General features: G+C 64.9%; 19 protein-coding genes. 4 read left to right on the top strand and 15 right to left on the bottom strand.

The window, feature by feature from the left end; translation table 11 throughout:
- Positions 1-21 precede the first annotated feature (21 nt).
- Genes ACH2CY_RS18575 through ACH2CY_RS18560 form a run of 4 tightly spaced genes read right to left on the bottom strand, consistent with a single transcriptional unit; the run spans position 22 to position 3,356 of the window.
- A complete protein-coding gene (locus ACH2CY_RS18575; RefSeq protein ID WP_395020810.1) occupies positions 22-576 on the bottom strand; it encodes a DUF934 domain-containing protein in 555 nt (184 codons plus the stop codon).
- Positions 539-2,221 (bottom strand): nitrite/sulfite reductase, encoded by a 1,683-nt coding sequence (locus ACH2CY_RS18570; RefSeq protein WP_395020809.1) that lies wholly within the window; start codon positions 2,219-2,221, stop codon positions 539-541. The genes ACH2CY_RS18575 and ACH2CY_RS18570 overlap by 38 nt, the downstream gene beginning before the upstream one ends.
- An 8-nt stretch (positions 2,222-2,229) precedes the next feature.
- Positions 2,230-2,538, bottom strand: a complete 309-nt coding sequence (locus ACH2CY_RS18565; protein WP_395020808.1) for a DUF2849 domain-containing protein — start codon at positions 2,536-2,538, stop codon at positions 2,230-2,232.
- Positions 2,535-3,356 (bottom strand): NAD(P)-dependent oxidoreductase, encoded by an 822-nt coding sequence (locus ACH2CY_RS18560; protein ID WP_395020807.1) that lies wholly within the window; start codon positions 3,354-3,356, stop codon positions 2,535-2,537. The genes ACH2CY_RS18565 and ACH2CY_RS18560 overlap by 4 nt, the downstream gene beginning before the upstream one ends.
- 241 nt (positions 3,357-3,597) lie before the next feature.
- On the opposite strand from ACH2CY_RS18560, the gene ACH2CY_RS18555 reads away from it, so the two are divergent.
- Positions 3,598-4,083: a transcriptional repressor gene (locus ACH2CY_RS18555; protein WP_395020806.1), complete on the top strand. Its 486-nt coding sequence runs from the start codon at positions 3,598-3,600 to the stop codon at positions 4,081-4,083.
- A gap of 2 nt (positions 4,084-4,085) precedes the next feature.
- Positions 4,086-4,715: a hypothetical protein gene (locus ACH2CY_RS18550; protein WP_395020805.1), complete on the top strand. Its 630-nt coding sequence runs from the start codon at positions 4,086-4,088 to the stop codon at positions 4,713-4,715.
- Here the strand turns inward: ACH2CY_RS18550 and ACH2CY_RS18545 are convergent.
- The 6 genes from ACH2CY_RS18545 to ACH2CY_RS18520 form a co-directional block, all read right to left on the bottom strand.
- Positions 4,712-4,933, bottom strand: coding sequence for a hypothetical protein (locus tag ACH2CY_RS18545; protein WP_395020804.1), 222 nt, complete (start codon positions 4,931-4,933; stop codon positions 4,712-4,714). The two genes, ACH2CY_RS18550 and ACH2CY_RS18545, sit on opposite strands and share 4 nt — an antisense overlap.
- 118 nt (positions 4,934-5,051) lie before the next feature.
- Positions 5,052-5,609, bottom strand: a complete 558-nt coding sequence (locus tag ACH2CY_RS18540) for a phosphonate degradation HD-domain oxygenase (RefSeq protein ID WP_395020803.1) — start codon at positions 5,607-5,609, stop codon at positions 5,052-5,054.
- Entirely contained in the window at positions 5,606-6,763 is a 1,158-nt protein-coding gene (locus ACH2CY_RS18535; RefSeq protein ID WP_395020802.1) for a TauD/TfdA family dioxygenase, read from the bottom strand. Before ACH2CY_RS18535 ends, ACH2CY_RS18540 begins: the two co-directional genes overlap by 4 nt.
- A gap of 6 nt (positions 6,764-6,769) precedes the next feature.
- Positions 6,770-8,200 carry a phosphonoacetaldehyde dehydrogenase gene (gene phnY / locus ACH2CY_RS18530; protein WP_395020801.1) on the bottom strand — a complete coding sequence of 477 codons (1,431 nt, stop codon included), beginning with the start codon at positions 8,198-8,200 and terminating at the stop codon, positions 6,770-6,772.
- Between the two features lie 3 nt (positions 8,201-8,203).
- Positions 8,204-9,451, bottom strand: coding sequence for a phosphonoacetate hydrolase (phnA, locus tag ACH2CY_RS18525; protein ID WP_395020800.1), 1,248 nt, complete (start codon positions 9,449-9,451; stop codon positions 8,204-8,206).
- 4 nt (positions 9,452-9,455) lie between these two features.
- The gene (locus ACH2CY_RS18520; protein ID WP_395020799.1) at positions 9,456-10,580 is read right to left on the bottom strand and encodes a 2-aminoethylphosphonate--pyruvate transaminase; all 1,125 of its coding nucleotides are present in this window, start codon (positions 10,578-10,580) and stop codon (positions 9,456-9,458) included.
- Positions 10,581-10,678: 98 nt separating this feature from the next.
- Here ACH2CY_RS18520 and ACH2CY_RS18515 point away from each other — a divergent pair, with 98 nt between their 5' ends.
- Both ACH2CY_RS18515 and ACH2CY_RS18510 read left to right on the top strand, forming a co-directional pair.
- Entirely contained in the window at positions 10,679-11,566 is an 888-nt protein-coding gene (locus ACH2CY_RS18515; RefSeq protein WP_395020798.1) for a LysR substrate-binding domain-containing protein, read from the top strand.
- A complete protein-coding gene (locus tag ACH2CY_RS18510) occupies positions 11,563-12,021 on the top strand; it encodes a hypothetical protein (RefSeq protein WP_395020797.1) in 459 nt (152 codons plus the stop codon). The genes ACH2CY_RS18515 and ACH2CY_RS18510 overlap by 4 nt, the downstream gene beginning before the upstream one ends.
- A 1-nt stretch (position 12,022) precedes the next feature.
- Here the strand turns inward: ACH2CY_RS18510 and ACH2CY_RS18505 are convergent, their stop codons facing one another.
- The 5 genes from ACH2CY_RS18505 to ACH2CY_RS18485 all read right to left on the bottom strand — a co-directional run bounded on the left by ACH2CY_RS18505 (position 12,023) and on the right by ACH2CY_RS18485 (position 17,937).
- Positions 12,023-12,508: a PAS domain-containing protein gene (locus ACH2CY_RS18505; RefSeq protein ID WP_395020796.1), complete on the bottom strand. Its 486-nt coding sequence runs from the start codon at positions 12,506-12,508 to the stop codon at positions 12,023-12,025.
- A 63-nt stretch (positions 12,509-12,571) separates the two neighbouring features.
- Positions 12,572-14,305, bottom strand: a complete 1,734-nt coding sequence (locus ACH2CY_RS18500) for a putative 2-aminoethylphosphonate ABC transporter permease subunit (RefSeq protein WP_395020795.1) — start codon at positions 14,303-14,305, stop codon at positions 12,572-12,574.
- Positions 14,305-15,378, bottom strand: coding sequence for a putative 2-aminoethylphosphonate ABC transporter ATP-binding protein (locus ACH2CY_RS18495; RefSeq protein WP_395020794.1), 1,074 nt, complete (start codon positions 15,376-15,378; stop codon positions 14,305-14,307). Before ACH2CY_RS18495 ends, ACH2CY_RS18500 begins: the two co-directional genes overlap by 1 nt.
- Positions 15,379-15,611: 233 nt before the next feature.
- Complete coding sequence (locus ACH2CY_RS18490) at positions 15,612-16,646, bottom strand: putative 2-aminoethylphosphonate ABC transporter substrate-binding protein (protein ID WP_395020793.1); 1,035 nt, start codon at positions 16,644-16,646, stop codon at positions 15,612-15,614.
- Positions 16,647-16,881: 235 nt separating this feature from the next.
- Complete coding sequence (locus ACH2CY_RS18485; RefSeq protein WP_395020792.1) at positions 16,882-17,937, bottom strand: putative 2-aminoethylphosphonate ABC transporter substrate-binding protein; 1,056 nt, start codon at positions 17,935-17,937, stop codon at positions 16,882-16,884.
- Positions 17,938-18,309 lie beyond the last annotated feature (372 nt).

The following is an 18,309-nucleotide window of genomic DNA, read 5'->3' as shown; positions in this document are numbered from 1 at the left end:
AGAGGGAACGCTCGAGTAGACTCAGTAGGCCCAGCTGGCCGCAACACTCTCACGAACAACCGCGCTGCCGCCCGTGGGTTCCATCCGTTTTGCCGCGCGGAGGTGACGGACCGTCGGCCGCCGGTCGGCCGCCGGCTGGTACCAGATGGAGAACTCGCCCAGGGACTGGAGATAGCCGGTGACATTGGCTTCGTCGGCGATTTCGATGGAATCGATGCCGCAGCGATCCATGAACAGATACTGGTCGCGCAGCACGTTGCCGACCGCGCGGATCTCACCGCTATACCCGAGGCGCTGGCGCAGCGCCCGGGCGTGGGAATAGCCGCGGCCGTCGGTGAATTTCGGGAATTCGAGCACGATCAGCGAGATCCGCTCGAGATCCTCGGCGAGGGCCATCGGCGACTGGTCGCTCTTCAGGCGAACGCCCAACGGCGCGTTGCGGCCCAAGAGCGTCTCACGCTCCTTCAGCCAGCGGTCAAGCGAGACCACCGCGGGCTTGCCTTCCGGCAGGGCCGCGTCGTCCGCGACGGTCAGCCAATCATTCGGCTGCAGGGCGCCGTGCTTGAGAATTGCCATAGACTTTCTCCTTGAACGGATCGAGGCCGAGGCGGCGGAAGGTTTCCAGGAACCGCTCGTCCTTGTTGGTCCGCTTTTCCAAATAGACGTTCACGATGTTTTCGACGGCATCCGCGACCTGGTCGATCGAGAAGGCGGGCCCCATGATCTTGCCGATCGAGGCATCGTCCTTAGACGAGCCACCGAGGGTGATCTGGTAGAATTCCTCGCCCTGCTTATCGACGCCGAGGATGCCGATATTGCCTGCGTGATGATGCCCGCAGGCATTGATACAGCCGGAGATGTTGAGGCGAAGCTCGCCGATCTCCTCCAGCCGCTGGAAGTCGTTGAAGCGCCGCGACAGCCGCTGGGCGATCGGGATCGACCGCGCGTTGGCGAGGTTGCAGTAGTCGAGGCCCGGGCAGGCGATGATGTCGGTCAGGAAGCCGACGTTCGGGTTCGCGAGACGCACCGCCGCGAGCCGCTGCCAGAGCGCGTAGAGATCCTGCTGGCGCACGCTGGGGAGCACCAGGTTCTGGTGATGCGTGACCCGGATGGTCTTGAAGCTGTATTCGTCGGCGAGGTCGGCGATCAGATCCATCTGGTCGGCCGAGGCATCGCCCGGCGCGCCGCCCTCGGGCTTCAGCGAGATCGAGACGATGCGATAGCCGTCGACCTTGTGCGGATGGGTGTTGGCACGGACCCAGCGCGCGAAGGCGGCGTCGCTGCGCTTCGCGGTCTCGAGCTCGGTCGAGATCACCGGCAGCTTCTCGTATTCCGGCGGCGTGAAATAGGCCTGGATGCGCGCGACCTCTTCCTGGGGCAGGGTCAGCACGCCGTCCTTGATCCGCTCCCACTCTTCCTCGACCAGGCGCGCGAATTCCTTGGTACCGGTCGCGGTGACCAGGATCTTGATACGCGCCTTGTAGAGGTTGTCGCGGCGGCCGAGCAGGTTGTAGACCCGCAGGATCGCCTCGAGATAGCTCAGCAGATGCTGCTTCGGCAGGAAGCTGCGGATGGTCGGGCCGATCGCAGGGGTGCGGCCCATGCCGCCGCCGACGATGACCTCGAAGCCGATCTCGCCGGCCTCGTTCTTCACCATCTTCAGGCCGATGTCGTGGAACTTCACCGCGGCGCGGTCGTGGCTGGCCCCGGTCACCGCGATCTTGAACTTGCGCGGCAGGAAGGCGAACTCGGGATGCAGGGTCGACCACTGGCGGATGATCTCGGCCCAGACCCGCGGGTCCTCGATCTCGTCCGGCGCGACGCCGGCGAAGTGATCGGCGGTGGTGTTGCGGATGCAGTTGCCGCTGGTCTGGATCGCGTGCATCTCGACTTCGGCGAGATGGTCCAGGATGTCCGGGACGTCCACCAGCTCCGGCCAGTTGAACTGGATGTTCTGCCGGGTGGTGAAATGGCCGAAGCCCTTGTCGTAGCGGCGCGCGATGAAGGCGAGCTTGCGCAGCTTCTTCGACGAGAGCTCTCCGTAGGGGATCGCGATTCGCAGCATATAGGCATGGAGCTGCAGGTAGACGCCGTTCTGCAGGCGCAGCGGACGGAACTCATCCTCGGCCAGCTCGCCGGCCAGGCGACGTTCGACCTGGCCGCGGAACTGCTTCACGCGCTCGGCAACGAAGGTGGCGTCAAATTCGTCGTAACGGTACATCGCTTAACTCAGCCTTGAATCCTGGCGGTCCAGGAGCCCTGGTCCGGGGTGATGGTGGGCAGGCGGCTGGCGCGGATCCGCTCGCGGGCACTCGCGGCCTGCAGGCCTTCCGGCGTCTCCTTGAACTCGGCGAGATAGGGGCCGACCACCAGGCGCGCCTTCACGTCGATGCCGGCGGCTTCGAGCGCGGCATTGGCTTCGGCCTCGTCGCGCAGCAGCTTGCTCTCGGCATAGTCTTCCGACCATTTGAGCTCGGGGGTCAGCCAGACGATGACGCCGTCGCGCAGGCGGTTGGCGGTGACGACTTGGACGGTCATTGGGCAACTCCCATACGCTTGGCTGCAGCAGGCGCGCGCAGCACCACGACCCGCGCGTCTTGCGGCAGGTCCGCATTCACATCGACCCGCAGCGCATCGCGGCGGGCGTAATCCAGGATTTCCGGCCCGACATTCGCGTCATGGGCGATCACGTCGGCCTGGCGCAGCGCACGCAAGGTGCCGAGGGTGAGATCGTCGCTGCGGTTGGAGGCGAGTTCGATCACGGTGACCGACCCTGCACCGCTCTGCGTTGCGTCGGCGGCGTTGAGGTCGCGGATGATCTTGCGGGCGGCGCGGAAGTCCTCGCCGGCCATGACCAGATCGGCGCCCTCGCCCTCGAAGAAACGCTCCCAGAAGCGGCGGCGCGTGGCGCTGTCGGTGACGCGGGTCTGCACGGCGGCACGGAAGCGACGGGCGAAGGCGGCCAGGCGATCGAGGCCGTTCGGCAGCGCGTCTTCGATCGTGGCGCGGATACGCTGCGCCAGGATCGGCGCGCTGCCGCCGGTCGAGATGCCGATCACGATCTCGCCGCGATCGACCACCGCCGGCATGATGAAATCGGAAAGCTCGGGACGATCGACCACGTTGACCGGAATGCCCACGCGCCGCGCGGCCTCGGTGACGGCGCGATCGCGCGTATCGTCACCGGTGGCGCCGAAGACCAGCGCATAGCCCGCAAGCGAGGCGACCTGCTCCACGCGGTCGACTCGCGCGCCGGCGGCTTCGAGCAGACGTCGCTTCGCTTCGGCGGCGTGACCACTGCCGACCACCAGGACCGGGCGGCCCGAGAGCCGCATGAAGATCGGGAAAGATTGCATTGTTCGTCTAATCTACATAACCAACATGCTAATACGGCCAGGCGAGAAGTTTTCCTGTTCTCTCAAATACGTATTCGGCCCCCTTTAAGTCAAGATCATTGCCCACAAATTCCTGCATTTCACACTGTTGTGTGGAATAAATGAAGCTCGGCCCGGGCTTGCGCGGATGCCCATCGCGCCCCAACTGACGGACAGCTATGATTGCAATGTTTGCAACGGTTTGACCTGAGGGACTGCCCCCTTGGACCAGCACCAGATCCAGCCCACCGCCCCGCATGACCACACCCGCTGCATTGCAGATGCGCTGGGGCTGGCCGAGACGGTTTGCGCCAAGCGTGGGGCCAGATTGACCCCGCTCCGCCGCCGGGTGCTTGAGCTGGTCTGGAACAGCCATCGGCCGGTGGGGGCCTATGCGATCCTGGACGACCTCCGGGAAGGCGATAAGGCGGCGGCGCCGCCGACAGTCTACCGCGCGCTCGACTTCCTGATGGAACAGGGCCTGATCCACCGGATCGAGAGCCTGAACGCCTTCGTCGGCTGCGACCATCCGGAAGACCGGCATGTCAGCCAGTTCCTGATCTGCACGAATTGCAGCGCCGCCGTCGAGATCGACGACCGCGGCATCGCCAATGCGGTGAAGAAGAGCGCCGCCGAAGCCGGCTTCACGGTGAACCGCTTCACCGTCGAGCTGCAGGGCACCTGCCCGGCCTGCGCGAAGGCGGCGTAGCTGTGCTGCGGGAGATCTGGCGAACCGTCAGCTTGCTGCATTTGGCTTCCAAATTGCGCCTCACGCAGGACGGCTCGGTCTATTGGCGGAAGCGGCGGTGGCATGGTGGGCCAACGAACACCGCCTACCGCATAGACGAAACATCGCTGCGAGCTCTGGAGACCGCAACTATTGATGCCGCGCTGCTCGTCCCGTGCATCATCCTGCTCGCCTTGACCGGCCTCGCTTTCGCGCCGCTATGGCTGGCAAGCGTTGCAGTGCTGATGATGGCGTGGCTGCTGTGGCTCTCTCAGGGGCCGGTGCGGCGCATCAGGCGAAATTGTGAGGTGGCCTCGATCCGCGAAGTTTTCGTTGCGAATGGAATCCAGACGCTTGAACTGCAGTACGTGAGAACGGTTATGGCGCTGGGAGGTGTCGCAGCTGTGGGCGGCTTGGTGTCATCCTTCGCCGTTGAGGTGCAGTTTTACGATCACCTCGAGGGGCAGCAACGTGCGGCTCTGAACATGCTGGGATACTTGTGTTTTTTCGGAGGATTTTCGCTCGCTCGCAGTTCTTCGGACTTCGACCCCGCCAATGAACCGGAAGTTACGGCGGGGCGCAGTTCCGTCACCGCCGTGAACAATACGAACTAGATCCGGCTGGCGAAGGTGAGCATCACCACGCCGAGGCAGATCACCGCCAGGGCGAAAGAGACCGCTAGGATGATGCGGACGTGGCCGGTGGTTTCCGCCGAGCGGGCATCCTCGATGCCGACGGTCTGGTGGCCCTCCGTGTTCTGAATTTCGTGGGCGGGTTTCACCTCGTGCTCGAGATGATCCGGGTGATGACCTGCCGTCTGATAGGTCGCCATGGCGCAGCCCTCCTCATCAGGGAGCGCGGCTCGTTCGTTCATCCGCGCATATGAGGAAAAAACGGAAACCTCGCTGACAGGTTCCCGAAAATAAGCCGCTATGCAGGCCTGCGGGTGGCTAGCGCCGCAGGCTGCGCTCGATCATCGGCTCGAAATAGCCGAGATCCGGCGTTTTCATGCCGAGGATCTTGCCCTCGTCGTCCCAGCGGCGGAGCGCTACGGCATCCCTGTAGAAGCGCTCGGCTCCGAATTTGGCCTGCTCTTCCGCGTTCATCGGGCCGCCCTGCAGCCGCAGCGACAGTTTCGACGCCTCCGACAGGACGTCGAAATAGCCCGCTTCGCTGGCCGAGAGATAGCGCTTGGCCGCGACATGCAGCCGGACCGGCTCGCTCACCTCGGGGCCGAAATGCTGCGACAGCCAGGCCGAGCCCAGCGACTCATGCTGGGTGTCGATGCCGGAATCGGCGATGTCCTCCGGCAGGTCATGCAGCATATGGCCGATGTCGTGCAGCAGGGTCGCGACGATCAGCGGCTCCGGTGCCCCGTCCCGCTCGGCGAAGACCGCGCATTGCAGCGCATGCTCGAGCTGGCTGACGCCTTCGCCGTAGCCCTCATGGCCGCGCTTCGCAAAGGCGGCGCGGATCTCTTCCACGGTGCGTCCAGAGGGGGTGCTCATGCTGCGGCGTCTGTGCGGTTGGTGGTGCGGCGCTTCAGGATGCGGCGGCGGCTCTCGATGCCGTCGCGATCGATGTAGCAGCCCTGCAGGTGCCGGCGGCCGAGATTGGGATCGAAGGCGGTGCGGCCATGCAGGGCGCGGTCGTTCTGCATCACCACCAGGTCGCCGGGACCGAGCTTGAAGATCACCTCCAGCTCCGCCCGCTTCAGGATCTGGGCGAAGGTGCGGTAGGCCGCATACCAGCGCGAGGCGAGATCGATCGGCGCGTCGAGCCAGTCCGCCGAGCGGTTGTTGAAATGGACCGCGGTGACGACGCCGTCCATGTCGGCGGTGATCAGGGTCTGGCGCGCCTCGAGCTCGGCCTTGTCGTCGCTGAAGCGAAAGGTCATCGGCACGGTGGAGAGCAAGGCGAAGGCGCCCGGGTTCTCCCTGCGCAGGATCTCCGCCGCGTGGAAGCCGTCCACCAGCAAGGTGTCTCCGCCGGGAGCGCCCGCCTCCAGGCAATGCAGCAGCTGCACGCCCGGCGAGGGATGGCGGTAGGGATTGTCGGAATGGACGCCGAGGCCGAGCGAGGTGTTGGCGAGGTTGTTCGGGTTCGGCACCGAGATCACGTCGAACAGGCGGCCGTAGTTGGTGACGCGCACGAAGCCGAGGTGGTCGCCCACTTCAGCCACCATGCCGGCCTGGGCGGGGACGTTCCTCAGCAGGCCGAAGCCGAGCGCGGCGTAGCGATCCAGCCAGGCCAGTTCCTGCGCCGGATCGCTGAGCATCTGCGGCCAGTCGCCTACCGGGAGATCGCTTTCCAGCGGCTTGCCCCAGAGTTCCGGCTTCACCTGTCGCGCGATGCGCGCCGAGGCGATCAAGTCGTGGGCGTTCAGCCATTCGGCGCCGTATTCCGAACGGTGGCCGTCGGACCACAGCACCTTCACCGTGCCGTCCGGCGCCACCATGGCCTCGAGCGCGGCGAGATCGGCCGGCAGGTCGACGATCTCGTAGAGCTTCTGGCCGTTGCCGGGGTGCCGGCACTTGGCGCAGCGGCAGTTGTCGCGCAGCCAGAAGTTCGGCAGATGGGTCGGCGACTTGTCGCTCCAGCGGACCGTGAGGCCGCCCTCATGCACCTCGGCGACGGCGGGACGGCGGTTGGGATCGGACATCGTCACTCAGTTCCAGGGCAGTGAATAGGTCTTCACATTGGTAAAGCATTTCATCGCCTCGATCACGCCTTCCTTGTAGCCGAGGCCGGAATCCTTGATGCCGCCGAAGGGCGACATCTCGATGCGATAGCCGGGCACTTCGCGGACGTTGACCGTGCCGACTTCCAGCTCGCGCACGAAGCGGGTGATGTAGTCCAGGCGATTGGTGCAGACGCCGGAAGAAAGTCCGTAGGCGGTCGAGTTCGAGACCTTGATCGCCTCGTCGATGTTCTTGACCCGGATCACCGGCGAGACCGGCCCGAAGGTCTCGATCTTCACCAGGCGGCAATCATAGGGCACGTGATCGACCACGGTCGGCGAATAGAGCGCGCCCTTGCGGATGTTGCCGTGCAGCAGCCTGGCCCCCGCCTTCACCGCGTCGTTGACCGCTTCCTCGCAATAGATCGCCGAGGCTTCGTCGATGACGGTGCCCATGTCGGTCTCCGGGTTCATGGGATCGCCGTATTTGATCGCCTTGGTTTTCGCGAGCAACAACTCAACGAAACGGTCGGCCACCGCTTCGTGGACAATCATGCGCTTCACCGCGGTGCAGCGCTGGCCGGAGTTCTTGTAGGAGCCGGCGACGGCGAGCGTCGCGGCTTCCTCGATATCGGCGTCTTCCATGACGATCAGCGGATCGTTGCCGCCGAGTTCCAGCACGGCGCGGCGATAGCCCATATGGGCCGAGATATACTTCCCGACCGAGACGCCGCCGGTGAAGGTGATGAGGTCCACGTTGGGATCGGTCAGCAGGGTGTCGGCGATCTCCTTGGGGTCGCCGGTCACGACCTGGAACATCTCGCGCGGGAGACCCGCCTCGTAGAGCACGTCGGCCAGCATCAGCGCCGAGAGGGGCGTTTTCTCGGAGGGCTTCAGCACCATGCGGTTGTTGGTGGCGATCGACGGCGCCACCTTATGCGCGACTTGGTTCAGCGGGTGATTGAAGGGCGTGATCGCGGAGATGACGCCGAGCAGCGGATCGCGCTGGGTATAGATCCGCCGCTTCTTGCCGTGCGGGGTGATATCGCAGGAGAAGATCTCGCCGTCATCCTTGATCACGATGCCCGACGCCAGGTGGAACACGTCATAGGCGCGGCCGACCTCGTAGAGCGTGTCCTTGAGGCTGAGACCCGATTCCGCGGTGATCAGCTCGGCGATCTGCTGGCGGCGCTCGACCAGGAGCTCGGCGGTCCTGCGCAGGATCGCGCTGCGGTCGGCGCGCGAGAGCGTCGGCCTGTAGGCCTTGGCGACCGCGAAGGCCTGGTGGATGTCGTCCACCGTGGCCTTCGGGCAGGTCCCGACCACCTGGTTGGTGTAGGGGTTATGGACCTCGAAAGTGCGATCGCTGGCACCGAAATTGCCGGCGACGCGCATCTTCTCTTTCCGGATGACACCCATGGATCAGACTGCCTTGTCGAGTTGCGCTTCGTCAGAAGCGTAGTTGAGGCCGAGATCGAAAGCGCTGAAGTTGCGCAGGCGATAGCCCTGCGGCAGCGCTTTGAGCTTGCAGTTCACGATGACCGGCACCTTCTGCTCGGTCATGCCGCCATGCGAGCGCAGCGGCCGCGTCAGGCCCGAGAGATCGTGCTTGGCGACGCTGGTGCCGATGGCGAAGAGCTTCTCCGAGACCACGATCACGTCGCCGACCCGGTCTTCAGGCAGCTCGAACTTCTTGCAGCCGGTGGCGCGATCGACCGCGAGCTCGATGCCGGGGATCTTGGCGATCTTGGCGATAATGGCGGCCTGGTCGGCGCCTGCCGGCAGATAGACCGTGGCAAAGGAGCCGAGCGCGCCGTGATGCACGACATAGGGGTCGGTGATCGGCAGGATGACGCGGGCTTTGCCGGCCCCGAGCCAGCCGTCCAGCACGTCCTGCAGGTAGACCACCTGCGGCTTCAAGTCGTCGCCGTGCTTGTCGTTCATGCCGTGGTCGGCGGTCAGCACGATCTCCGCACCCATCGCGTCCATCTCCGCCAGATAGCCGTCCATCATGCGGTAGAAGTCGTTGGCGGTATCATCGCCCGGCGCAAACTTGTGCTGGATGTAGTCGGTGGTCGAGAGATACATGATGTCCGGGCGCTTGGCCTTGAGCAGCTTCACGCCGGCGGCGAACACGAACTCGGAGAGATCCGCGCTGTAGACCGAAGGCAACGGCTTGCCGACGAAGTTCAGCACGTCGCCGATGCCATGCTCCTGCTCATTCGCCTGGTCGGCCTTCTCGGCGGAGAAATAGATGCCCTTCATGCCCTTGGCGAGCAGCAGGCGCAGCTTGTCCTTGGCGGTCACCACGGCGACCTTGGCGCCGGCATCGGAGAAAGCGGCAAGAATCGTCGGCGCGCGGAGGAATTTCGGATCGTTCATCATCACCTCCTGCCCGCTCTCGCGGTCGTAGAGGTAGTTGCCGCAGATCCCATGCACCGAAGGCGGCGCGCCGGTCACGATCGAGAGGTTGTTCGGGTTGGTGAAGCTCGGCACCACGCAATCGCCGATCAGGTTGGCGCCGGTCTTCACCACCTTGGCCAGCCAGGGCATCGCCCCCGCCGCAATGGCCTTGGTGAGATAGTCCGGCTCGCAGCCATCGACGCAGACGACGACCAGGGGCTGCTTCGGCCAGGTGTAGCTTTTGCCGTTGACGGTTATGCTCTTCATGGGACTACTCCGCGGCCTTGTTGTGCGGGCGGCCCGAGGCGACGCCCAGCTCGTTCATCACTTCCTTGGCGGCGGCGAGGAAGGCTTTCATCTCAGACTCGCCGATGCGGCCGATGCAGCCGATGCGGAAGCTGTCGGCGACGGTGAGCTTGCCCGGATAGATGACGAAGCCGCGGTCCTTGAGACCGTTGTAGAACGTGTCGAACACGAACTTCGGATCGGCCGGCATGTGGAAGGTGACGATGATCGGGGCCTGCAGCCGGTCCGGCAGCAGGGTCTCGAAGCCGAGCGCGCGCATGCCCTCGACCAGGACCTTGTGGTTGTTGCGATAGCGACCGCCGCGGCCGGCGACGCCGCCTTCCTGCTCATGCTCGGTCAGCGCCTGATCGAAGGCGACGATGCAGTGGATGGGCGGCGTGAAGCGGTACTGGCTGGTCTTCTCCAGGTTCTGCCACTGCTCGAACAGGTCAAGGGTGAGCGAGACGGCATTGCCCTTGGCCTTTTCCAGCGCGGAGACGCGGCAGAGCACGAAGCCCAGGCCCGGCACGCCCTCGATGCACTTGTTCGAGGAGGCGGCAACCGCATCGAAGGTCACGGTCTGGACGTCGATCGGCAGCGCGCCGAAGGCGCTCATGCTGTCGATCAGCAGCTTGCGGCCCGCTTCGGCGACGACCTTGGAGACTTCGACGATCGGGTTCAGGATGCCCGACGTGGTCTCGCAATGGACCACGGCGACATGGGTGATCGCCTTATCGGCGGCGAGGGTCTCGCGCACCTTGGCGGGATCGACCGGCTGGTCCTCGGCCCATTCGAGGATCGCGGTGCTGCGCTTGGCGTATTCGCAGATCTTCGCCATGCGCTTGCCGTAGGCGCCGTTGATCAGGATCAGCAACTTGTCCTTGGGGCCGATGAAGCCGGTCAGCATCGCCTCGACGGCGAAAGTGCCGCTGCCCTGCACCGGCACGGTGGTGAATTCCTTGCCGCCGCCGATCAACTCGACCAGGCGCTGGCGCATATGGGTGTTGATGGCGACGAAGCCGGCGTCGCGCGAGCCCCAGTCGTGCAGCATCGCCTGCTTCACCGTCATCGAGGTGGTGAGCGGGCCGGGGGTCAGAAGCCAGGGGTCCATGTGTCTCTCCAAGGGGTAGGGCTGGATTATCTGACAGCCCCGTACTATAAATCCAATCGTTAACAGTTATGTGACCTATAGAAACAACCTATTGTGTCATGAGCATCAGCCAGAGCCAGCTCCGGGCTTTCCATGCGGTCGCGACCGAGGGCAGTTTTACCAAGGCGGCCAATAACTTGCACGTCACGCAGCCGACCCTCTCCGGCCAGGTCCGGGCGCTCGAGGAGCGCTATGGCGTGCACCTGTTCGACCGGCGACGCCGCAAGATCGAGCTGACCGACATCGGCAAGCAGCTCCTGGAGATCACCTGGCGGCTGTTCGGTCTGGAGATCGAGGCCGAGCAGGTGCTGACCTCCGCCAAGGGGCTGAAGCGCGGGCACCTGCGGATCGGGGCCGATGCGCCCTATCACTCGATCCCGTTCCTGGCGGTGTTCAACCGGCGCTACCCGAACCTCCGGCTCTCGATGTCGATCGGCAATTCGACCAAGCTGCAGGAGGACCTGCTGGACCAGAGCGTCGATGTCGCCATCGCCGCCAACGTGAACCCCGACCCGCGGATCCATGCCATCCCGTTCCGGCAGGACCAGCTGATCTGCTTCGTCGATCGGGCTCATCCCTGGGCCAAGCGGCGGCGGATCAAGATCGCGGAACTCGCCGGGCATCGCCTGGTGCTGCGCGAGCCCTCTTCCACCACGCGGCAATGCTTCGAGGCGGCGATCAAGGGAACCGGAATCAAGACCGGCGAGGTGCTGGAGATCGGCAGCCGCGAGGCGATCCGCGAAGCGGTGGCCGCCGGCCTGGGCATCGGCATCGTGGCCCGCGCAGAGTTCGGCGACGACATGCGCTTGAAAGCCTTGGAGTTCGAAGGACCGGTCATGGCTTCGACCGAATACGTGGCCTGCCTCGCGGACCGGAAGGGAACCCCGCTGGTGAAAGCCTTTCTCGATATCGTGCAGGAAACCGTGGCGCAGGAGCGCAAACGATGAAGTGGATGTTCGCCCTCGCCTTCCTGACCTTCACCACCGCCGCGCATGCGCAGTCGGATCCCTGGGACGGGCTGGAACACAAGGGTGCGCGCTATGCCGGTACCAAGGATGCGCGGGAGAATGCGGTGATGTTCGTTTGCCCGGTCACGGGTGCCCCGCAGGTGATCCTGCGCTCGCACCAGTTCCGGGTCTCGGTGCCGGACGACCACCGCTACACCCTCACCTTCGCGACCGATCGCGGGCGCAGCGAGATCACCGCGGTGGCGAAGGATGCCGAGCTCACCTTCGAGGCCTCGGACCTGAACGCCCAGGTGGCGTTCCAGCGCCTGGCCGAGGACATTGCTGCCAGCAAGAGCTTCACGGTCTCGATGTCGCCGTTCGGCTGGAAGGGCCAGTTCAGCGCCGAGGGCGCCGCGGCGGCGCTGAAGCCGATGCTCGCGGGCTGCCGCGAATAGCTCACAGACCGGCCAGCACGCCGGAGGTCAGGGTGAAGTCGAAATAATCCTCGAGTGCGATGAACTGCTCCACCGCCGCGCCGCCGCGCGCGACCGGAAAGATTCCGAACTCATAGGTGAAGGTGTTCCCGGTCCGGGTCGGCTCGGTCAGAGCGCCCATCAGCGGCCGGCGCGTGGTGTAGGCTTGGTGGTAGAACTGCGACCAGGGAATGGTGAAGTTCGGACCGAGAAACTCATCCAGGTAGCGGCCGGTGAAATCGACGCCGAGATTGTGGACGATCCGCGTCCCTACCAGGCGATAGCGAATGCGGAACGGCTCCGGCTCGACGTCCGAGATCAAGACGTTGGGCATCAGCAGGCGATGCTCGACGAGGTCGAAGGAGTCGCGATCCGGGATGCCCGCAGGACCGGTATTGGCGCTCCACCAGTCATAGAGCGCCCTGACTTGCTTAGACTTGGCCAGTTCCGGGTCGGTCCAGGTCTGCAAGAACACCCCCAGGTCGAGGGCGCATCTTGAACCCATTCCTGGCGCAAGGCGACTCCCCCGGCCTCACGCGACCCGGTGCCGCCAGTCCTGGTGCCGGGCGAGAAAAGTTCGACCGGCGAGTGCATGCAGCCCGCGCACCAGGGCACAGGTCAACACGATGGTCATGCCCATGGCGCAAGCGGCGGCACTGTTGCCGGCGTCGTCGGTGTTGAGGGCGTTGATCGCCATCAGCTTGGTGGTGCCGGTATAGATGAAGATCACCGCCGAGACCGTGGTCATCGCGTTGACGAAGTAATAGATCGCGATGTCGAGGATTGCCGGCAGGCAGACCGGCACGGTCACGCGCAGGAAGGTGCGCCAGACCGGCACTTTCAGCGAGGCCGAGACCGCCTCGAATTCCGCATCGAGCTGCTTCAACGCGGTGACCGCGGTCAGATGGCAGACCGTGTAGAAATGCGTGATCGTGTTCACGATCAGAATCACCAAGGTCGCGTAGATGAAATTGAACGGGTTCGACGGGCTGTTGAAGAAGAAGATGTAGGATAGCCCGAGCACCAGGCCCGGCGTCGCCAGCGGCAGCATGGCGAGGAGATGCACGGCCGAGCGCGCGATCCCGAAGCCGCGGATCTTCTCCACCAAATAAGCGCCGGTGAAGACGATCGCCGTGCCGAACACGGCAGTGAAGACCGAGAGCTTCAGGCTATTCCAGAAGGGATTCCAGCCATCGGTGCCGAGCTTGCCAAAGTCGTAGTGCTCCAAGGTGAGCGTCAGGTTGTAGGGCCAGAACTTGACGATGCTACCGAAGGCGGCCATGCCCATGACGCCGAGCAGGAAGACCGCGATCGCCAGGACGAAGACGAAGCAGGCGCGGTCGACGGCGGGACGCGGCTTCGGCTCCAGTGGGACGGCGCGGGAGGAAACCATGGATTGCTGGCGGCGCGTCGTGATGCGATCCGCGGCGAACGACAGCACCGCCGGGGCCAGCAGCAGCAGGCCGATGACCGCGCCCATCTGGAAATTGAACTGGCCGATCACCTGCTGGTAGATGTCGGTCGCCAGCACGTCATAGGAGCCGCCGATCACCTTGGGCACGCCGAAATCGGTGAAGATCAGGGTGAAGATCACGAAGCCGGCGCTCATCACGCCGTAGCGGCAACCCGGCAGGGTCACGGTGAAGAAGGTGCGCACCGGGCCGGCGCGCATCGCCGCGGCGGCCTCATAGAGACGCTGGTCGGCCATGCCGAGGGCCGTGGTGATGATCAGCACCGCGTGGGGGAAGGCGAAGAAGACCTCGCCGATGATGATGCCGACCGGGCCGTAGATCGACCCGCCCATCATCACGCCCTTGAAGACGCCCTGGTTGCCGAAGAGATAGACCAGCGCCAGCCCCGGCAACAGCGACGGCGCCAGCAGCGGGATCAGCGCCAGCGCTTTGAAGAAGCCGCGCGCCGGCATGCAGGTCCGGGTGATCGCATAGGCATACCAGAAGGCCAGCGCCAGGGTGATCGCGGTGCCGAGGATCGAGATGAAGAAGCTGTTCTCGAAGGAGAGCGACAGCGCCGGGTCGGCGAAGTATTTCGCGAAGTTGGCGTGGCCGACGAAGTTGCCGTCCGCGTCTTCCACTGATTTGCGGAGCAGCAAGAAGAGCGGGATGGCGATGGTGATGGCGAGGTAGAGCGCGAGCAGCCCGAGCCCGGCGCGCATGCCCCATTCTTCGCGTCCGACGATCGGGCGGATCTTGGCGGGCGTGTCGTCCTTGCGCGCAGACGCGCGATCGAAGGCGAAGGTGTCGGCCATCAGCCGCGCTTCTCACCGAATAGCCGCAGGCGATCCGCCGGCATGGCGATGGGAATAACCTTGCCGCGCTCCAGCCCCAGGTCCCGCGCCGCGTTCATCGAGAAGTCCGCCATTAGGCGCGGCGAGCTGGGGCCGTTTACCGCGAGGTCGGCGCGGTAGAAGGTGCCGAGGAACTCCATCTCCTCGATCTTGACCTCGATCGCGTTCTTGTGCCCGGCGGCGATGCCGCGGACCTGGATGTCTTCCGGGCGGAAGCAGAGGCTGACATGCGCGCCGACCGCGAGCCCACCGGTTTCGGCGGCAAGCATCAGCGGGCCGACCCGGACAGTCCCCTCGCCCACCACCTCGGCCTTGAGGAAGTTCATGTGGCCGACGAAATCGGCGACGAAAGCGGTCTTCGGGTTGCGATAGACCTCCTGCGGCGTGCCGACCTGCTCGATGACGCCCTGGTTCATGACCACGAGCCGATCGGCGATCGCCAGCGCCTCGGCCTGGTCGTGGGTCACCATGATCGTGGTGACGCCGATCTTGCGCTGCAAAGACTTCAGCTCGGTGCGGAGATGCAGGCGCACCCGGGCATCGAGCGCCGACAGCGGCTCGTCCAGCAGCAACAGCCCAGGCGCCATGGCGATCGCGCGCGCCAAGGCGACGCGCTGCTGCTGGCCGCCGGAAAGCTGGCTCGGGTATTTGCGCTCATGGCCCTGGAGGCCGACCAACTCGGCCAGTTCCTGCACGCGGGCGGCGACCTCCCTGCGAGGCTTGCCGGAATTCTTGAGGCCGTAGCCGATATTGTCGGCGACTGAGAGGTTCGGGAACAGCGCGTAAGACTGGAAGACGATGCCGAAATCGCGCTGCGCGGACGGGAGCGCGGAGATGTCGCGGCCGGCCTGCAGGATGCGGCCGGAGGACTGGATGTCGAGGCCGGCGATGGCGCGGAGCAAGGTGGTCTTGCCGCAGCCAGAGGGGCCGAGGAAGCAGACGAACTGGCCCTCCTCGATCTCGAGCGAGACGTCCTTCAGCGCCTGGAAGCTGCCGAAGGATTTGCTGACCTGGGAGATCTGGAGGTAGGGCATGCGGTATCTTCTCAAATATGAAAGCGCGCTGCGTCGTGCAGCGCGTTCAAGCTTGAACCGTCAACCCCCTCCCTGGCCCTCCCCGATCTTGGGGGAGGGAAGTCTCGTGAAGAGGCTGCTGCAAGTGATGGCTCCATCCGTCCCCCGCCCCCAAGATGGGGGCGGGCTGGGGTGGGGGTTGACGTTTCAGCTGCGTGAGCGCTCACCACACGGCGCTCCGCCGCCTACCGAGATCAGCTCTTCGGGGCGTCCTTGGAGCCGTAGCGCTTCTGCCACTCTTCGAGGATCGCCGCGCGCTTCGCGGCCATGGAAGTGAAGTCGTTCGGGGAGATCATCAGCTTCTCCTCGTCCGCCGGGTAGTTCTCCGGCAGCTTGGCCTGCACGGTCTTGCTGGCCAGCACCTGGTAGTAGTCGTTGTACATCTGGTTGGCGTCGGCGGTGGCGGCGAAGTCGGCGAGCGCCTTGGCGCCGTCGATATGCTTGCTGCCCTTCATGATCGCGGTGGCTTCCATTTCCCAGCCGATGCCGTCCTTCGGCAGGATGATCTCCAGCGGCGCGCCCTTGTTCTTCAACACCACGCCCGGATAGGAGAAGGAGATGCCGATCGGATACTCACCCGCACCGGCCGCCTTGCAGGGCTTCGAGCCCGAGTGCAGGTAGGTGTTGATGTTCTGATGCAGGCCGTCCATGTAGGCCCAACCTTCCTTCTCGCCGAAGATCTGCAGCCAGGCGGCGACATCGAGGAAGCCGGTGCCGGAGGAGTTCGGATTCGGCATCACGATATGGCCGGCATAGATCGGCTTCAGCAGGTCCTTCCAGGTCTCCGGCTTCGGCAGGCCGAGCTTCTCGGCTTCGACGGTGTTGAAGCAGATCGCCGAGGCCCAGGCGTCCATGCCGACCCAGGTCGGGTTGTCGCGCTTGTCCTTGAAATCGTCCTTGATGTCGGCATAGCCCGCCGGCTTGTAGCTCTCGAGCATGCCTTCCTTGTCCAGCACCATCAGGCTGGTCGCGGCCAGGCCCCAGATCGCGTCGGCCTGCGGATTGGCTTTCTCGGCCAGCAGCCGCGCGGTGATGACGCCGGTCGAATCGCGAACCCATTCGATCTCATAGTTGGGGTTCGCGGCCTCGAAGGCCTGCTTGTAGACCGGCAGCTGCTCTTCCTCGAGCGCGGTATAGACGGTGAGCTTGTCCTTCGCCGCTGCCGTAGCGGTAAAGCCGACCAGCGCCGCCAGCGTCAGGCCGGCGATCCGTGATTTGGTTCCGAACATCGTCGTGTTTCCCTCTCTCCAGCGACCTCTCCGGATCGCGCGAGGGGCAAACTCTTCCGAAACCGTGACGGTTTGATAACAGCCGCGTGACGTGTTGGAGGCGGCTGTATTCAGCCCTCCTTCGCGCTCCGCGCTTCGGAGGGCAGGCTGGGAAGCCGGTCTTAGAGTATTCGGCTCTTCGGCGCGTTCTTGCCGCCCTCCTACGCGCGCTGCGCTTCGGACGGCAGGTGCTGTCTCAGCTCTTCGGCGCGTTTTTGCCGCTGTAGCGCTTTTCCCATTCGTCGAGGATCTGCTGGCGCCGCGCGGCGACCGCCTCGAAGTTGTTGGGGTCGATCAGCGCTTCCTCTTCACCGGCGGGATAGTTGTCGGGCAAAGTCGCCGCGACGTCCTTGCGGGCGAGGATCTGGTAGTAGCTGTTGTAGAGCGTATTCGCCTCGGCGCTGGCGGAGAAATCCGCGACCGCTTGCGCGCCCTGCAGATGCTTCGCGCCCTTCACCACGGCGGTCGCCTCCATCTCCCAGCCCAGACCTTCCTTCGGGAAGATCACTTCGATCGGCGAGCCGTTGTTGGCGAGCTTCACGCCGGCATAGCCGAAGGAGATGCCGACCGCGGCGTCGCCGGTCGCGACCGCGGCGCAGCTCTTGGCGCCGGAATGGAGATAGCTCGAGACGTTCTCGTGGAGGAGATCCATATAGTCCCAGCCGCCGGTCTCGCCGAAGGTCTGGATCCAGCCGGCGACCGAGGCGAAGCCGGTATCCGAGGAGCTCGGGTTGGGCATCACGATCTGGCCCTTGTAGGCCGGCTCGACCAGGTCCTTCCAGCCGGCGGGCTTCGGGATCTTGTGCTCGGCAGTGAGCTGGGTGTTGAAGCAGATGGCGTTGGCCCAGGCATCCATGCCGACCCAGACCGGCCAGCCGGTGCGGCGGTCCTTGAAGGCGTCCTTGATCTGGTCGAAGCCCTGCGGGCGGTAATGCTCGAGCTGGCCGTTCTTGTCGGCCTGCATCAGATAGCTGGCGCCCAGGCCCCAGACCACGTCGGCCTGGGGATCGCCCTTCTCCGCCAGGAGCTTCGCGGTGATCTCGGCCGGGGTGCCACGGACCCATTCGATGTCGAACTTGGGATATTTGGCCTCGAAGGCCTTCTCGTAGACCGGGAGCTGCTCGGCCTGGAGCGCGGTATACACCACGACCTTCTGGGGATCGGCCGCCAGGGCGGCGGAGGCGGCGAGCAAGGCTGCAACAGAGCATCCGCCGCAAAGCAGCTGCAGCGCGGTCCGCTTGGTCGAAATCATTGAAAACGCCTTCCCAGTCTCGATTCCCCAGCGCCTGCGGGCGTCCCCCTGCCCCGGCGCGGCTTTCCATAGCTGGGAGATTATACCGAAGTCAAATTAAGCGGGAAATCACAGATGGATAGGCCCGGGTCGGGCGTCAGGCTCCGGTCAGCGCCGGGCCCGGACCGGGACCAGCAAAGGCTGCCGCTCCAGGAAACGCCCGAGCAGGATGCCGGTGGGAAGCTGCAGCGCCAGCCAGGTGGTGATCATGAGGACGGCCATGTCCCGGACTCCTTCGCACAGGTGCCCGCGCGTGTCTTTGAGGCACCGAGCGATCGCGAGGATGGTGGCACAACCTGCCCCTTCCTTGTTTGATGTGCATCAAGATCCGGG

Source organism: Dongia sp., assembly GCF_041905885.1.
Lineage (GTDB): Bacteria > Pseudomonadota > Alphaproteobacteria > Dongiales > Dongiaceae > Dongia.
Note: the sequence above shows the minus strand (reverse complement) of the source record. Positions and strands in the feature narration are given on the sequence as shown.

Bases quoted from the DNA above. Each gene is read 5' to 3' on its own strand.
- ACH2CY_RS18540 (WP_395020803.1), bottom strand. From the start codon at position 5,609: ATGAGCACCCCCTCTGGACGCACCGTGGAAGAGATCCGCGCCGCCTTT.
- ACH2CY_RS18570 (WP_395020809.1), bottom strand. From the start codon at position 2,221: ATGTACCGTTACGACGAATTTGACGCCACCTTCGTTGCCGAGCGCGTG.
- ACH2CY_RS18495 (WP_395020794.1), bottom strand. From the start codon at position 15,378: ATGCCCTACCTCCAGATCTCCCAGGTCAGCAAATCCTTCGGCAGCTTC.
- ACH2CY_RS18575 (WP_395020810.1), bottom strand. From the start codon at position 576: ATGGCAATTCTCAAGCACGGCGCCCTGCAGCCGAATGATTGGCTGACC.
- ACH2CY_RS18565 (WP_395020808.1), bottom strand. From the start codon at position 2,538: ATGACCGTCCAAGTCGTCACCGCCAACCGCCTGCGCGACGGCGTCATC.
- ACH2CY_RS18560 (WP_395020807.1), bottom strand. From the start codon at position 3,356: ATGCAATCTTTCCCGATCTTCATGCGGCTCTCGGGCCGCCCGGTCCTG.
- phnY (WP_395020801.1), bottom strand. From the start codon at position 8,200: ATGGGTGTCATCCGGAAAGAGAAGATGCGCGTCGCCGGCAATTTCGGT.
- ACH2CY_RS18485 (WP_395020792.1), bottom strand. From the start codon at position 17,937: ATGATTTCGACCAAGCGGACCGCGCTGCAGCTGCTTTGCGGCGGATGC.
- ACH2CY_RS18490 (WP_395020793.1), bottom strand. From the start codon at position 16,646: ATGTTCGGAACCAAATCACGGATCGCCGGCCTGACGCTGGCGGCGCTG.
- phnA (WP_395020800.1), bottom strand. From the start codon at position 9,451: ATGAAGAGCATAACCGTCAACGGCAAAAGCTACACCTGGCCGAAGCAG.
- ACH2CY_RS18515 (WP_395020798.1), top strand. From the start codon at position 10,679: ATGAGCATCAGCCAGAGCCAGCTCCGGGCTTTCCATGCGGTCGCGACC.
- ACH2CY_RS18500 (WP_395020795.1), bottom strand. From the start codon at position 14,305: ATGGCCGACACCTTCGCCTTCGATCGCGCGTCTGCGCGCAAGGACGAC.
- ACH2CY_RS18510 (WP_395020797.1), top strand. From the start codon at position 11,563: ATGAAGTGGATGTTCGCCCTCGCCTTCCTGACCTTCACCACCGCCGCG.
- ACH2CY_RS18545 (WP_395020804.1), bottom strand. From the start codon at position 4,933: ATGGCGACCTATCAGACGGCAGGTCATCACCCGGATCATCTCGAGCAC.
- ACH2CY_RS18520 (WP_395020799.1), bottom strand. From the start codon at position 10,580: ATGGACCCCTGGCTTCTGACCCCCGGCCCGCTCACCACCTCGATGACG.
- ACH2CY_RS18535 (WP_395020802.1), bottom strand. From the start codon at position 6,763: ATGTCCGATCCCAACCGCCGTCCCGCCGTCGCCGAGGTGCATGAGGGC.